Here is a 15,618-nt window from a genome sequence, read left to right as displayed (position 1 = left end):
GCGGCTTTTTCGTGAGCTTCACGGTCCGGCATCGACCGGAAATTGCGAAACCAGCGTGCAGATCAGCCCACCCGGTGTGTAGTCCAGCTTGACGTCGCCCTTGAAATCCGCGGCGAGAACGCGGGTGATCAGCCGCGAGCCGAAACCGGACCGGGTCGGCTGAACGACGGTCGGTCCACCCTGCTCGTCCCAGCGCAACGCGAAGCCCGGCGCATCCGATCCGCTCATGGCTTGCTCCCAACGGACGAGGACTTGGCCGTTCGGTGTGGACAGGGCGCCATACTTTGCGGCATTGGTCGCCAGCTCATGCATCGCCAGGGCCAGCGAAAGCGTCTGCTTGGGCGAGAGTGACAGATCCGGACCGGAAACATCGAACTGTGCCGCAGCCGCGCGATGCGGTGCCAGAGCGGTTTCGATGACTTCGCGAATGCTGCCCTTTTCCTGCGCCTCCCCCATCAGAAGGTCGTGCGCGTGTGCGAGCGTGTGCAGACGCGCATTAAAGGTGTCGCGCTGCTCCAGAATGGCCTCGCCTTTCAGGGTCTGCGACGCGATCGCACTGACCATCGCCAGCGTGTTCTTGATCCGATGCTGAAGCTCGCCATTCAGGAGGGTGTATTGGCTCTCCGCGTCCTTGATCGCCGTGATATCACGCACGGTGCCGATGAGGCGCGTGGTCTGCCCCTCGGCCACGACCTGTGCGCGCGCGTGAATCCAGCGTTCCGGACGATCTTCGCCGGAAAGGACCCGATACTCGACATCGAGATGGCCCTCCCCCAAGGGATCCAGAGCCTTTTCGACGGAGCGATCGAGAGACGGTCGATCATCCGGATGGACATGGGCGACGAATGTCTCGAACGATGGCCGCTCCGCGGACTGCCGCCCGAGAAGAAAGGATGCGCGTGCATCCTCGGACGTCGCGACGACCCGGCCATCGACGATCACGGCTTCCCAGACGCCCATTTCGGCAGAGGAGAGCGCCAATTGCAGCTGCAGCTCACGTTGGCGAAGCGCCAGTTCGGCGCGCTTCAGATCCGTGACATCGTGCCCCTCGATGAACAGACCCGTGATCCGGCCCTGTAGATCGCGGATCGGTTGGATGACGAAGTTCAGGTAGAAATCCTCTTCGGCGTCACCCTCGAAGCGCTTCAAACGGATCAGCTCGCCGCGGCCTGTCAAAGCTTCGCCCGTCGCGTAGACGCGATCGAACAGTTTGAGAACCTGCTGGTCTTCCAGTTCAGGCAAGACGGAGCGGAACAATCGCCCAACCGACGCGCGCGGGCCGATCAGGCGCGAGAAGGCGCCGTTGACGATCTTCACGACGTGATGCGGCCCCTCCAGCGTGCAGAGAAAACTCGGCGCGCTTTCGAAAAGACGGCGCATGCCGTCGGCTTCGCGTATCGCGGCTTCGTGAAGCTCGGCCGACAGATGATTGGCCTCTTCTCGCGCCAGACGCGTTTCGGTGATGTCTCTCGAGATCGACAGGAGGTGGGTCGGCACACCGTCGGCCCCGGCTATGGGCAGAACCTGAACGTCCCAGTATCTTGCGCTGCCCTTCAGGGTGACGGCCGATCCGGAAAATCGGGAGGGAACATCCTGCTTTGCCGAAGCGATCGCCGCCTTCGCGACGTCATTGCCTTTGCCAGCCCAGAAATCCGGCCACGGGCACCCCCGTATCACATTGAAATCATCGACTTCCATGACCTGCTTGCCGCCATCGCTCATGAACTGGAGGTGGCCGTCCAGATCGAGGATCTTGATGCAATCTCCACAGCCTGCAAGAACGGCGGCGAGAAGATCGGCATTTTGAACAAGGCGTGGATCTGCGGCGGCGAGTTCTGCATTCATGCGCAGAACGGCGGGGGAAGAGGCGGCGGGGTTCATAAGCGTCAAGTCCATTTTTACATACAGTAGGCGCGCCGGATCGTTGCTCCAAAGCGCGCCCACTGTATGTTAGCTACCACGAAATGGGCCGAAAGCTGCCTGGATTCGTCGCGAGAGCGGCAGATGGTCAATAATGACGATTCTCTCCGACGAGACGTTTTCTCATGGTCTGCCGCGCATTTCGGTCCTAAACCGTATCCACTAGGCAGGATCGCGGAACTGCTCCTCTTGGATTCATTATTCATTAACCCTATGCTTTTGTTTTATTTTCGGTCCCGCTCTCACTAATCTTCGTTAGCCGGCATGCGACGTCCATTTGCTATTTCACTGGACGCCGCACGAGAATCATGGCGTAGCTTGGCGACGAATGGCCGCTAAAACGCATGCTGGCCGACAAGAGGGACAAATGGCGCTAAGAGATGACGTGCGGCGCGAAACCGCCGGGCAAGAGGATGCCGCTGCCAAAATCATGCGGCATGCCGGAATGCTGTCCAACCAGCTACAGCAGTTGCGCGCCCGCATGTACCCGCCGAAAGCCGAAAAGAACCTGCGTTTCTTTCTGACAAACGAGGTCTCAAAGCTGACATCCATCCCCGATTCGACGTTGAAGCTTCTGTCCATCGAGGGACGTGGGCCAGTTCCAAGCCGTCTCGAGAACAACCATCGCGCCTATACGCTCAATCAGATCAATGAGTTACGGAGCTTCTTCGCGGAGCAAAAGCCATCGGAAGCCCAACGCTTCCTGCCACATCGACATGATGGCGAGCATCTCCAGGTCCTCGCAATATCGAACTTCAAAGGCGGGAGTGCGAAGACCACGACAAGTGTGCATCTCGCGCATTTCCTCGCTCTGCATGGTTATCGGGTCCTTGCCATCGATCTCGATCCGCAGGCCTCGCTTTCGGCAATGTTCGGCGCCCAGCCAGAGGTCGACGTCGGTCCGAATGAAACGATCTACGCCGCCCTGCGCTACGACGATCAGCGCCGTCCGATCCGTGACATTATCCGCAAGACATATTTCGACGGCATCGATCTGATCCCCGGCAATCTCGAGGTCATGGAATATGAGCATGACACGCCGCGCGTGCTTGCACAGCGCGGTGGCAGTGCCGGCGGCATTTTCTTCGAGCGGCTGAAGATGGCGCTGCTGGAAGTGGAGGCGGATTACGACGTCGTCGTTCTCGACACGCCCCCTTCCCTCGGCTTTCTGACGCTTGGTGCGATTTACGCAGCGACCGGAATGATCGTGACGGTCCATCCCGCGATGCTCGATGTCGCGTCGATGAGCCAGTTCCTGCTGATGATGGGAGACCTGATCCAGGTGCTGAACGAAAATGGTGCCGAATTGAGCCAGGATTTCTTCCGATATCTGATCACGCGTCATGATCCGAACGATCAGCCACAGTCGCAGGTCGTTGCCATGCTGCGGCACCTTTTCGGTTCCGATGTTCTCCTCGCGACGGCGGTCGAGAGTACTGCCGTCGAAGCCGCCGGGCTCGCGAAGCGCAGCCTGTACGAACTTGAGATCGGTCAGGTCGGACGCGATACGCATCGCCGCGCGCGCGAAGCGATGGACGCCGTCAATGAGAGCATTCTCGATCTTGTCCGGCAAAGCTGGGGCAGGACATGAGCAAGACGAAGAAGTCGATCATTGCGAATTTCGGGCTGCTGTCTGCTGCGGTGGACGCCGATCCGCAACCTGTCGAGCAGAATCCTGCCGCGAGCCCGCAGTCAGGCCCTGCCCTTCCGCGCGTCGGCGCGGGTGTGATCGGTGCCGCTCAACGCTCGATCGGAGAGCTTCGCGACGAGCGGGACAGGCTGAAAGCCCTGGTTGAATCCGGCACCGGGGCAAGCCTGGAACTCGATGCCTCGCTCATCGATCCCTCCCCCTATCCCGATCGCCTAGCCGACGACAATGATGCGGATTTTGCAGCCTTCAGAGCGACCTTCGAGGCCGAAGGTCAGCGCATTCCGATCCAAGTTCGACCACATCCCGAGCGCGCCGGGCGGTATCAGGTCATCTATGGCCATCGCCGTCTTAAGGCGGCTAAGGAGCTCGGGATTCCAGTGCGTGCGCTCGTCGTCGAGATGTCGGATCGTGACCTCGTCGTCTCGCAAGGGATTGAGAACGCCGCGCGACAGGACCTGACCTGGATCGAACGCGCCCTGTTTACGGCGCGGATGGACGACGCTCAGATCAAGCCGCGCGACATCAAGGCGGCACTTGCGATCGATGATGCAGAGCTTGCCCGCATGCGCGGGGTTTACCGTGCAGTGCCGCTCGACATCATCGAGCTGATCGGTCGAGCACCGAAGGTCGGGCGCCCACGGTGGGGCGATTTCGCCAAGCTTTTTTCCGCATCCGATGGCGGGTCCGTCCTTCTTCAGAAGCGCCTGCGTGCGGATGGCACGTCGACCATGAGTTCGGACGAACGCTTCCGCCTCGCATTGGCCGCTTTAAAGGCTCCCGCGACCATCTCGGATGACGGAAGCAACAATGTTCTCTCGCTGAGAGATCCGAGCGGACAGGATATCGCCCGGGTTAAAATTTCTGCGAAAGAATTGCGTATTGTCCATGCGGGCCCGAAAGGCGCTGCGTTCTCGGCTTTCCTGCAGGCTGAAATGCCGCGCTTGGTCGAGAAGTTCGAGCGCCGGGACGACGAGGACGCTTAAAAACCCTGTCACGTGACAGGGTTGACCCGTTTTAGGGGCTGGCAAAACGATAACTAGGAAAGGATGCAGTATCGGTTAAACGAAAGGCCCCCAAGCGGCGAACCACCTGAGAGCCTTTGTTGTCTTGTAGCAGAGAAACGAATAGCTCCCTTCGAATCACTTGTCAACGTGAGAACGCCGCTTTGGTGACCGGAATCGTTTGCCCTACGCTTGGAGGCAACGAAAATGGACACTTATCTTGTGACGACGCCCTTTGGGCGGCGGCCGATGACGCGTGCCATGCTCACGGGACAGAGCACGGCACGCAGTGATCTTTCGCATTCGGTCGATAAATGGAAGCTCTACCGCGCACTCTGTGAAGCAAGGAGCCGCCTTGGCATCTCCGACCGTACGCTTGCGCTGCTGAATGCTCTCCTCTCCTTCTATCCAAAGACGGAGATATCCGCAGAAACAGGACTCGTCGTCTTTCCGTCGAACCAGCAACTGTCCCTGCGCGCCAATGGCATGGCGGAACAGACCATTCGACGCCACCTCGCCCTGCTCGTCGATGCCGGCCTGATCGCCCGCAAAGACAGCGCGAACGGCAAGCGCTACAGCCGCCGGCACCAGAATGGCGATCTAAGGGAAGCTTTCGGCTTCTCCCTTGCACCGCTGCTCTCCCGCTCGTCGGAAATCGAGACCCTTGCACGCGAAGTTGTCGCCGACCGGCTTCGACTGCAGGAAATTCGGGAGAGCCTCACCATTTGCCGGCGCGATGTTGCAAAGCTCATTGCAATGGCGACGGCGGAAGGGGCGGCCGGCAGCTGGGACGAGCACTACGCGATGTTTCGAGAGATTATCGACAGCATTCCTCGTAACGCTACCGTCTGCCGAATCTCCGCCGCCTACAGCAAGCTTCGTGATTTGCGGGATCTGATCCTCAAAGCCTTGGAAGCATGGAAGAATACGCAAAAACCGAGCGGCAATCCCTGCCAAAATGAGCGGCACATACAGATATCAGAATCCGAATCTTTTCTTGATTCTGAACGGTCATCTCACATGAAAACCAACGACGAGAAACCAGAGCACCCAGCAACGAGCGATACACCGACGCTGCAAAATTCGCTGACCCTCGTGCTTGCGACATGTCCGTCGATATCGAACTACGCTGCGCGCTGTGAAATTCGAGATTGGCGAGACTTGACGTCCGCCGCAAATGTCGTCGGCCGAATGTTCGGGATCAGCCCGTCTGCCTACGAGGCCGCCTGCGCTACGATGGGCGCCGTTCCCGCCGCTGTGGCGATTAGCTGCATTCTCGAACGGAGCGAGACGATCCGTTCGCCTGGCGGATACCTTCGTCATTTGACGCAACAGGCGAAGGTCGGGAAGTTTTCATCGTCGCAAATGTTGATGGGAGTCGTAAAATCGCGGAAGACGGCGCGAACGGCGGAGCCGCATCTTTGATTTGCAAGAGGTCGGTGCATTTCGCGGTGGGGCAACCGGGGCTCCCGTTAAACCCTGTCAGCTGGCAAGGTTTGCATGAGCTTGGCGAGCCAATCGACGAAAACCCGAACCTTATTGCTCAAATGCCGGCGTTGCGGATAGACGACATAGAGGGGAAGAGCCTTCGCGGTCCATCCGGGAAGAACGGGCTTCAAGGTGCCGGAGGCCAAAGCGTCCTCGACCATGAAGCCGGGCGCGACAGCCACGCCCAGACCACCGATTGCCGCGTTGACGTAGGAGCGCGCATCGTTCACGGAGAGAACGTAGTTCGGCGTGATCTCGACGGAGCGCTCGCTATTTTGCAGCTCAAGATCCATCACGCGACCGGATTGCGCAACGAGATAGCCGACGGCAACATGGTCTCGCATGAGATCTTCGGGCTCTTGAGGCTCCCCGAACTTCTCGATGTAGAAGGGAGCGGCGCAGAGCTTCATCGTCATCTCGCCGACCTTACGGGCGATCAAGGATTGGTCACCGGGCGTGCCACCACGAAGGGCGCAGTCCACGTTTTCGACGACATAATCGACGAGCCTGTCGCCAACGCCAATGTCGAGCTTGATCTGGGGATAGCGCTGGTAGAAGTCGCAGAGGGCAGGGATCACGACGAGGTCGGCAAAGGCGCCGGCCATCTCCACCCGCAGCCTCCCACTCGGCTGGGATTGGGAGTTGCTAAGACTGCTGTCGAGTTCATCGAGTTCCGAAAGGATCTGGACGGCGCGCTCATAGTAAAGCGCTCCGTCTGTTGTGACGATGACCCGGCGGGTGGTGCGATTGAGAAGCGTGGTGCGCAACCGCGCCTCCAAGCTCTGGACGAAGTTCGTCACCGTCGTCTTCGGCATGCCCAATGTGGTTGCCGCTCTTGTAAAATTGCCGGTTTCGACGACACGCACGAACACGCGCATTGCGGAGAGTTGGTCCATCGCTTCGGTTTCCTACCATGCACATTATTGTTCGGAAATTCGGAACATTGATACCCGATTGGGGACACTTGTGCGGATGAATGGAACAATACTAGATAAACAGACCGATGGGCAAGATGGCCGTGGGAAGCGGACGATCGATATGACAAGCGCCTGGCAGACAATCGCAATTTCGACGGACCCCGGTCCAGGTCTGAGCGTGCGCATGTACGAGAGCGAGACGCTGCGCAAGCCACGTCCTCTGGTTCTCTACCTTCACGGCGGCGCGTTCCTCGAAAGCGATCGTTCGGATCGGGAGCGGCCTGTTGCGCGGGCGATTGCCGATACCGGCGCTGTCGTCGTGGAAGCTGCCTATGGGGAAATGTCCGATTTCTGTTTTCCCCAGGTCCTCGACCATGCCTGTTCGGCGCTCAGCTACATTGACGAGCATCGCAAGATGCTGGGGGGAACCGCGAAATCACAGCTCTTCGTGGTGGGCGAGGAGGCGGGAGGCAATATCGCGGCCGGTGTTGCGCTGAAGGCGCGGGATCGCTTTCCAGGCCGGCTCACAGGCCAAATCCTCTTCTCGCCGTTGATCGATCCACGCATGACGTCGATCTCGATGCGGGAAGCAGAGGTCACCCTGCGAGAACGGTGGGCGGATGGGTGGAGGCACTATATGCGGGCCGTCTGCGGTGGCCAGCATCCCTATGCGGCGCCTTGCGAGTGTTCACGTCTGATGGGGGTCGCTCCGGCTCTTCTCGTGACGTCGGAGGACGATCCCCTGCGCGATGAGGTGCTGTCCTATGCGGGTCGGCTTCGAAACGCTGGCGTCCGCGTTCGAGAAAGAATTCTCCCCGTCAGCCTAGGGTGGACGGGAATTTACAGGGAATACACGGGTCCATGGATCGAGGCGGTAGGCGCCGGATTCTCGGCCTTTGTCGATGAGCTGCGGTCGGGAGATCCAGCAACAGTCTGAAGAGGCTCTATCAGAGCCAAGGAGTTGATTATGACAGCAAAAACAAGTCGCTGGGCCCTGATGGGCGCCGGCCTGGGCATTGCTGCGTCCGTTGCGGGGGCAGCGTTTTACTTCGAGCGGACCGAAGGTGCCGTGGCTGCAGAACCGGCGGTAGCGGCGGCGCCACAGGCAATTCCCGTCACCGTCGCGACAGTGGAAACACGAAATGTCGCGACCTGGCAGACGTTTTCCGGTCGTCTTGAGGCGGTCGGCCGCGTTCAGATCCGCCCGCGTGTCGCTGGGGCGATACAGTCCGTCGAGTTTCGCGAGGGCGCACTGGTCAAAGCGGGCGATCTTCTCGTGAGGATCGATCCTGAGCCCTACAAGGCGGCCGTGGCGCAGGCGGAGGGGCAGGTTGCCTCTGCGCAGGCTCGGCTTTCCTACGCAAGCTCGGAGCTGGAGCGCGGCGAACGGCTAACATCCAAGAACGTGCTCTCCGATAGCGAGCTCGCGCAGCGCAGCAGCGCCAAAGCCGAAGCGCTCGCTGCCGTCCAGTCGGCAAAGGCCTCGCTGCACGTCGCCCAACTGGAGCTCGGCTATACCGACGTTCGCGCGCCCATCTCCGGCCGCGTCGGTCGCCGCGAAATCACGGAAGGCAATCTCGTCGCGGCGGGCTCCGGCTCGCCGGTTCTGACGACGCTGGTATCCGTCGATCCGATCTATGCAAGCTTCGATGTCAACGAGGATCTCGTCGGACGGACGCTCGCCCAGTTGGGTGACGACGCATCCGCATCCCCGAACCTGTCACGGATTCCCGTCGAATTGGCAACCGGGGAAGGGGAGGGGGCTGCGATCAGCGGCCAGCTTCAGTGGATCGACAATGAGGTCAATGCGCAGAGTGGTACGGTCCGAGTTCGCGCCGTCTTCGGCAATCCGGGCGGGCGCCTGCTTCCGGGGCAGTTCGTTCGTATCCGCATGGGAGATCCTGCGCCTGAAAACCATCTGATGATCAGCGAGAAGGCCGTTGGAACGGATCAGGATAAGAAATTCGTCTTCGTCGTCGATCCACAAAACACGATCGCCTATCGCCAGATCGAGCTTGGAAGTGCGGTCGACGGTCAGCGGATCGTCGAAAAGGGTCTGAGCGCTGGCGATCGTATCGTCGTGAACGGATTGCAGCGCATCCGCCCCGGCGCGTTGGTCGATCCGCAGAGCGAGGCGAAGGTCGCGCAGCAGTAAATCACTTCCTGAAGCCTGCGTGGAGACGGCTGAACCCGGCACGTCCGCCCACGGCATCGGCCTCACCCGAAACCACGTTTCACCGTTTACCCGACCTTGCGGCCGTCAGGCCGCGAGCAGGGCCGTTCGTCTTCTGATCATTCCCGGAGAGGGGTTATGACATGAATATCTCAAGGTTTTTTATCGACAGACCGGTGTTTGCCGGCGTTCTGTCGGTTCTCATCGTCGTCGCGGGCCTGATCGGCATGCGTGCGCTACCGATCTCCGAATATCCGGACGTCGTTCCGCCATCCATCGTCGTGCGCGGCACCTATCCCGGTGCCAATCCAAAAGTCATCGCAGAAACGGTGGCCACGCCGCTTGAAGAGTCGATCAACGGCGTCGAAGACATGCTCTACATGTCGAGCCAGGCGACGGCCGACGGCGTTCTGACGCTGACGGTGACGTTCAAGCTGGGGACCGACCCCGATAAGGCACAGCAACTCGTGCAGAACCGTGTGTCGCAGGCAGAACCGCGACTCCCGGCGGAGGTGCGGGCGCTGGGCGTCACGACGGTGAAGAGTTCGCCCGACCTGATGATGGTCGTCAACCTCGTCTCCGCGGGCGGACGCTACGACCTCACCTATCTTCGCAATTACGCCGTTCTCAACATCAAGGACCGCCTGGCACGCATCGAAGGCGTGGGGCAGGTGCAGGTATTCGGTGCCGGCGACTACTCCATGCGCGTCTGGATCGACCCTCAGAAGGCCGCCGAATACGGACTGGCGGCGAGCGATATCACCACAGCCATTCGCCAGCAAAACGTTCAGGCTGCCGCCGGGATCATCGGGGCGTCGCCAACGCTGCCCGGCGTCGATCTGCAGCTCTCCGTCAACGCGCAAGGCCGTTTGCAAACGCCGGAACAGTTCGGCAACATCATCGTCAAGAGCGGCGCCAGTGGCGAGATAACCCGGCTACGGGACGTCGCCCGGATCGAGATGGGCGCTGCCGATTATACGCTGCGCTCCCTCCTGGACGGCGAGCCGGCCGTCGCCGTGCCCGTTTTCCAATCACCAGGCTCCAACGCCATCGCCATATCCGACGATGTCCGCGCAACGATGGCGGAACTGTCGAAAGCCATGCCGGAAGGCATCCGTTTCGAGATCGTCTACGACACCACGGAATTCGTCCGCGCCTCCATCGAAAAGGTCATCGATACGCTGCTCGAAGCAATTGCCCTCGTGGTCGTCGTGGTCATCCTGTTCCTGCAGACCTGGCGCGCCTCGATCATTCCGCTGATCGCGGTTCCCGTCTCGATCATCGGGACGTTCGCGGTCATGTATGTCTTCGGCTTCTCGGTCAATGCGTTGACCCTGTTCGGTCTCGTGCTCGCCATCGGCATCGTGGTGGACGACGCGATCGTCGTCGTGGAAAATGTGGAGCGCAACATCGAGAACGGCCTTGCACCACGGGAAGCGACCTATCGCGCGATGCAGGAAGTGTCCGGTCCGATCATCGCGATTGCGCTGGTTCTGGTGGCGGTCTTCGTACCTCTGGCCTTCATCACCGGGCTTTCCGGGCAGTTTTACCGTCAGTTCGCGCTTACCATTGCGATCTCTACCGTCATCTCGGCCATCAACTCGCTGACCCTTTCCCCGGCTCTGGCCGCCTTGCTGCTCAAAGGGCATCACGCAAAGAAAGACATTCTGACGATCGCGATGGACAAGGCGTTCGGCTGGTTCTTCCGCGGCTTCAACCGGGCCTTCGGGGCGGCGTCCAACGGCTATGGCCGCAGCATCGGTGGACTTCTCTCACGCAAGAGCGTCGTCATGGTGATCTATCTCGCCCTGGCGGGCGCGACCTACGGCATGTTCAACGCGGTCCCCGGCGGCTTCGTGCCGGCGCAGGATAAGCAGTATCTGATTGGTTTTGCTCAGCTTCCCGATGGCGCAACGCTCGATCGGACCGAAAGTGTGATCAAGAAGATGAGCGATATCGCCCTGAAGCAGCCCGGCGTGAAGAACGCGATCGCCTTTCCCGGGCTGTCGATCAACGGTTTCACGATCGGCTCGAATGCGGGCATCGTTTTTGCCATTCTCGACGACTTCGAGAACCGAACGACACCGGAGCTTTCGGGCGGCGCCATCGCCATGCAGCTGAACCAGAAATATGCGGGCATCCAGGACGCCTTCATCGCCATGTTCCCGCCGCCGCCGGTCAATGGTCTCGGCTCCACGGGTGGCTTCAAGCTGCAGATCGAGGATCGCGCCGGCTTCGGCTATCAGGCGCTGGATGAAGCGACCAAGGCCTTCATCGCCAAGGCCTACCAGACGCCGGAACTCGCGGGCATCTTCTCGAGCTTCCAGATCAACGTCCCCCAACTCTTCGCAGATCTCGACCGGACGAAGGCCGAACAGCTCGGCGTGTCTGTCACCGATGTCTTCGATGCGCTGCAGATTTATCTGGGTTCACTGTATGTCAATGATTTCAATGCCTTCGGCCGCACATACAGCGTGCGGGTGCAGGCGGATGCGAAGTATCGGGCCAAACCCGAGGATATCGGGCAGCTGAAGGTTCGCTCGCAGACGGGCCAGATGATCCCGCTGTCGGCCCTCCTCAAGGTCGAGGCCACCACCGGGCCGGAGCGGACGACCCGCTACAACGGCTTCCTGGCGGCCGACGTCAATGGCGCACCGGCACCGGGGTTCTCCTCCGGCCAGGCGCAGGCGGCAATCGAGCAGATCGCAGGGGAAACGCTGCCCTCCGGCATCGACTTCGAATGGACCGATCTTACCTATCAGCAGATTCTTGCAGGAAGTTCCGGTTTCCTCGTCTTTCCGCTCGCTCTGCTGCTCGTCTATCTCGTGCTTGCAGCCCAGTATGAGAGCCTGACGCTCCCCGTCGCCATCATCATGATCGTGCCGATGGGCGTGCTCGCTGCCCTTACCGGTGTGTGGCTGACCGGTGGGGACAACAACATCTTTACCCAGATCGGTCTCGTTGTCCTTGTCGGCCTGTCGGCGAAGAACGCGATCCTGATCGTCGAGTTCGCGCGGGAGCTGGAGTTCGAAGGGCGAACGCCCGTTCAGGCGGCCGTCGAGGCGAGCCGGCTGCGGCTGCGTCCCATTCTGATGACCTCGATGGCCTTCATCATGGGCGTGGTGCCGCTGGTCATCTCCACGGGGGCAGGGGCCGAAATGCGCGCTGCCATGGGTATTGCCGTGTTCTCCGGCATGGTCGGCGTCACCGTCTTCGGTATCTTCATGACGCCGGTCTTCTACGTGCTGGTGCGGAAACTCGCCGGAAACCGGCCGCTGAAAAGCTCTGCGGAGGCGCATGACGCGCATCTTCTGCCGGCGGAGTAAACAAAACACCGAGGGTATCTCCCGCACATAGACGCGCCGCCGAGCCCTGAGGTCCGGCGGCGTTTTGTATTGGCGTAGACGTTGGGTGACAAAATGCGAGAAAGGGTGTTTAATCCGTCAATCTTCCGGGCAGATGGAATAGCATCCTGTGAAATATTCCAAGAACGCGGCGCTTGCGACTTATGTGCCTGACGATCTCGACCGGCGTATCATCGCCCATCTCCGGGTCGATGGCCGGGCATCGTTGTCCAAACTGTCGGACGCACTGGGTGTCGCCCGTGGCACCGTTCAGAATCGGTTGGACCGGCTTCTGGAGACCGGAACCCTGCTCGGCTTTACCGTGCGCATGCGCGAGGATTTCGATGCGCAGACCATCCATGCAGTCATGATGATCGAGGTCGTGGGCAAATCGACGACGCAGGTGATCCGTCGCCTGCGCGGCATTCCGGAGATTTACGCGCTCCACACGACCAACGGCAACTGGGATCTGGTGGCGAACATGCGCTCGGCCACCTTGTCCGATTTCGACCGCGTTCTTCGCGAGGTCCGGATGATCGAGGGCGTCGCAAACAGCGAGACGAGCCTGCTCTTGAGCAGCGTTTGAGAAGGGGAGGGGTGCGATGAGCTGCTACCGACGGCTGGAGGAATTGGGGTTGGTGCTGCCGGCTCCGCTGGCGCCGGGCGGGAATTATGTGCCGGCTAAGAGAGCGGGTGACATGCTGTATCTGGCAGGGCAGGGCGCGGCACGCGCCGGCGGAGGTTGGCACACCGGAAAGGTCGGACGCGATGTCTCCCTCGAGGAGGCCCGCAGCCACGCCCGGCTCGTCGCGCTGCAGGTTCTCTCGACGGTACAGCATGCGGTGGGGGACCTCGACGCGGTCGAGGTGATCAAGGTGTTCGGCATGGTCAATGCCGTTCCCGACTTCACCGAGCATCCGTTCGTCATCAACGGTTTTTCGGACCTGTTGATCGAGGTGATGGGCGAAGACGGTCGCCACGCCCGATCCGCCATCGGCATGGGATCGCTTCCCAACGGGATGACGGTGGAAATCGAGACGATCCTGCGCATCAAGCGCTAACCGGTGAAACGTCAGCGTCAGGTCTGGCAGACGATCCTTGCGATCTCGGTTGCCAGCTGGTCCTGCGAATAGGGCTTGCCGAGCCTTGGAATGTTCAGCTCCGTTCCCGCCGGCAACTCGGCATAGCCGGTTGCAATCAGGATCTTGAGATCCGGCCGCAGGGCCAGCCCCTTGCGGGCAAGCTCCGCCCCGTTCATGCCCGGCATCGAGAAGTCGGTGATCATCAGATCGAAGGCATCGCCGCCTTCCAGAATGCCGAGAGCCTGCCGTCCGGAATTGGCTTCGACCACGCTGTGGCCGAGATCCTCCAGCATATCCACGGTGCTCATCGCGATCAGGGCATCGTCATCGACCATCAGGATGCGCAGCGACGCCGATCGCTCGGACTTTCCGACGGGCAGAACCTCCGGTGGTGCCGCCTTTTCGCCGATCTCGCTCGGCTTTGCGACGGGAACGCGCAGGATGGCTGTCGTGCCCTGTCCCGGACGACTCGACAGGTGCAGCGCGCCTTTAAGCTGGATGGCAAGGCCATGGATCATCGACAGACCGAGACCGGTGCCCTTGCCAAGCTCCTTGGTCGAGAAGAACGGATCGATCGCCTTCCGTAGCGTTTCCGGGTCCATGCCGATGCCGGTGTCGGTCACCGAGAGCACGAGATAGCGACCGGCCGAGAGCACGTCCGTGGCGGTGGGGCGGTCTTCCATGTCGAGGCGAATGGTGATCGTACCGCCGTTGGGCATCGCGTCGCGCGCGTTGACGACAAGGTTGAGAAGGGCAAGTTCCAGCTGATTGCTGTCGGCCTCGGCGGGCGGCAGATCGTCCGCAATCTCGCTCTGCAGGGTGATGGCCGAGCCGACCGAGCGGCGCAGCAGATCCTCCATTTCGGCCACCAGCTTCTGGAGATCCACCGGCCCGACCTGCAGATCCTGCCGTCGGGCGAAGGCAAGCAGGCGCTGGGTCAACGATGCGCCGCGGCGTGCACCCTGCACGGCGCCGTCGATCAGGCGAACCGCCTTCGCGTCGCCGTCGACATGCTTTCGCAGAAGTTCGAGGTTACCGAGCACGGCCATCAGCAGATTGTTGAAATCATGCGCCACACCGCCGGTCAGCTGCCCGATCGCCTCCATCTTCAGCGCCTGGCGCAGTTGTTCCTCGGCTTTCTCGCGCTGCGCCACCTCGCTCATGACAGCGGCATGGGCTTCCTCAAGCTCGGCCGTCCGTTTCGTCACGCGCTCTTCCAGAGTCTCGTTGATCTGTCGCTGCTGTTCCTCCAGTCGCCGCCGCTCGGTGATGTCGGCGGATACGCCGACGAGCTTTGCCGGCCGGCCGAGCCCATCCCGATAGACCTGCGCCCGGATTTCGGCCCAGTGCAGCGAGCCATCCGGCCAGATGACCTTGTACTCGATCGAATAATCCTGCCCGGTCTCGAGCGTGTGCCCCACCGCGGCGATCATTCGCTCGCGATCTTCCGGGTGAATGGTGGAGATCAGGTCGTCATAGCTTAGCGTCTCCGCCGCCTCGCGCCCGAAGATCGATCGACAGGTAACGGACGTGGTCAGCGTTTGCGTGGCAAGATCGAGCTCCCAGGCGCCGAGCCTTCCGGCCTCGAGTGCCGTTGCCAGCCGCCGCTCGCCATCATCGAGCGCCTGCATGCGCAGCCGCGCATCGAACTGCCGGCGTCGTCCGCGCATGGCCGTGCGCGCGACGCTGATGAAGGTCGTCGCGTGAAACGGCCGCTCGATGAAGCTGACATTGCCGAGCACTTCCGAGAGCCGTGCAGCCGCCGGATTGCGCTCGGGCCCGCCGCCACGCTGGGTCAGCACGATGAAGGGCAGATCCGACCAGCTTGGCTGTGCCGAGATCCAGCCGGACAGCGCCTTGAGATCTGTGGAGCGCAGCGCCTCCTCGGTGATGACCCCGAAGGCGACGTCTTCGCTGAGCCCTTCGACGAACTGGACCATGCTGTCTGCGGACACGCACGCCATCCCGGCTTCGGCAAGCAGGGATGCCGCAATCTGGGCATCGCGCCCGGCGGGCGCGAGAACGAGAACGGTCGCCATGCG

Annotated in this window: 11 protein-coding genes; 8 read left to right on the top strand and 3 right to left on the bottom strand. The window is 61.2% G+C overall.

What is annotated here, in order from left to right; translation table 11 throughout:
* Nucleotides 1–18 precede the first annotated feature (18 nt).
* On the bottom strand, nt 19–1,896 hold the full coding sequence (locus tag ASG39_RS20250) for a PAS domain-containing protein (RefSeq protein WP_062596773.1): 1,878 nt from the start codon (nt 1,894–1,896) through the stop codon (nt 19–21).
* A 391-nt stretch (nt 1,897–2,287) separates the two neighbouring features.
* Between ASG39_RS20250 and repA the strand changes: the two genes are divergently transcribed.
* The 3 genes from repA to repC all read left to right on the top strand — a co-directional run bounded on the left by repA (nt 2,288) and on the right by repC (nt 5,997).
* Nucleotides 2,288–3,511, top strand: a complete 1,224-nt coding sequence (gene repA / locus ASG39_RS20245) for a plasmid partitioning protein RepA (RefSeq protein ID WP_062596772.1) — start codon at nt 2,288–2,290, stop codon at nt 3,509–3,511.
* Entirely contained in the window at nt 3,508–4,554 is a 1,047-nt protein-coding gene (gene repB / locus ASG39_RS20240; protein ID WP_062596771.1) for a plasmid partitioning protein RepB, read from the top strand. Before repA ends, repB begins: the two co-directional genes overlap by 4 nt.
* A 225-nt stretch (nt 4,555–4,779) precedes the next feature.
* Nucleotides 4,780–5,997, top strand: a complete 1,218-nt coding sequence (gene repC / locus ASG39_RS20235; protein ID WP_062596770.1) for a plasmid replication protein RepC — start codon at nt 4,780–4,782, stop codon at nt 5,995–5,997.
* Between the two features lie 47 nt (nt 5,998–6,044).
* On the opposite strand, the gene ASG39_RS20230 is transcribed toward repC, so the two are convergent.
* Nucleotides 6,045–6,956, bottom strand: coding sequence for a LysR family transcriptional regulator (locus ASG39_RS20230; protein WP_062596769.1), 912 nt, complete (start codon nt 6,954–6,956; stop codon nt 6,045–6,047).
* A gap of 142 nt (nt 6,957–7,098) precedes the next feature.
* On the opposite strand from ASG39_RS20230, the gene ASG39_RS20225 reads away from it, so the two are divergent.
* The 5 genes from ASG39_RS20225 to ASG39_RS20205 all read left to right on the top strand — a co-directional run bounded on the left by ASG39_RS20225 (nt 7,099) and on the right by ASG39_RS20205 (nt 13,555).
* A complete protein-coding gene (locus ASG39_RS20225; protein WP_062597038.1) occupies nt 7,099–7,914 on the top strand; it encodes an alpha/beta hydrolase in 816 nt (271 codons plus the stop codon).
* A gap of 30 nt (nt 7,915–7,944) precedes the next feature.
* The gene (locus ASG39_RS20220; RefSeq protein WP_062596768.1) at nt 7,945–9,132 is read left to right on the top strand and encodes an efflux RND transporter periplasmic adaptor subunit; all 1,188 of its coding nucleotides are present in this window, start codon (nt 7,945–7,947) and stop codon (nt 9,130–9,132) included.
* A 161-nt stretch (nt 9,133–9,293) separates the two neighbouring features.
* Nucleotides 9,294–12,476, top strand: a complete 3,183-nt coding sequence (locus tag ASG39_RS20215; RefSeq protein WP_062596767.1) for a multidrug efflux RND transporter permease subunit — start codon at nt 9,294–9,296, stop codon at nt 12,474–12,476.
* 148 nt (nt 12,477–12,624) lie between these two features.
* The gene (locus tag ASG39_RS20210; RefSeq protein WP_062596766.1) at nt 12,625–13,080 is read left to right on the top strand and encodes an Lrp/AsnC family transcriptional regulator; all 456 of its coding nucleotides are present in this window, start codon (nt 12,625–12,627) and stop codon (nt 13,078–13,080) included.
* A 16-nt stretch (nt 13,081–13,096) separates the two neighbouring features.
* Nucleotides 13,097–13,555, top strand: coding sequence for a RidA family protein (locus tag ASG39_RS20205; protein WP_062596765.1), 459 nt, complete (start codon nt 13,097–13,099; stop codon nt 13,553–13,555).
* A gap of 17 nt (nt 13,556–13,572) precedes the next feature.
* Here the strand turns inward: ASG39_RS20205 and ASG39_RS20200 are convergent, their stop codons facing one another.
* A complete protein-coding gene (locus ASG39_RS20200) occupies nt 13,573–15,615 on the bottom strand; it encodes a hybrid sensor histidine kinase/response regulator (RefSeq protein WP_162242462.1) in 2,043 nt (680 codons plus the stop codon).
* Between the last annotated feature and the right edge of the window lie 3 nt (nt 15,616–15,618).

This window comes from Rhizobium sp. Leaf371 (assembly GCF_001424045.1).
Taxonomy (GTDB): domain Bacteria; phylum Pseudomonadota; class Alphaproteobacteria; order Rhizobiales; family Rhizobiaceae; genus Ferranicluibacter.
This window is presented reverse-complemented; position numbering and strand designations above follow the sequence as displayed.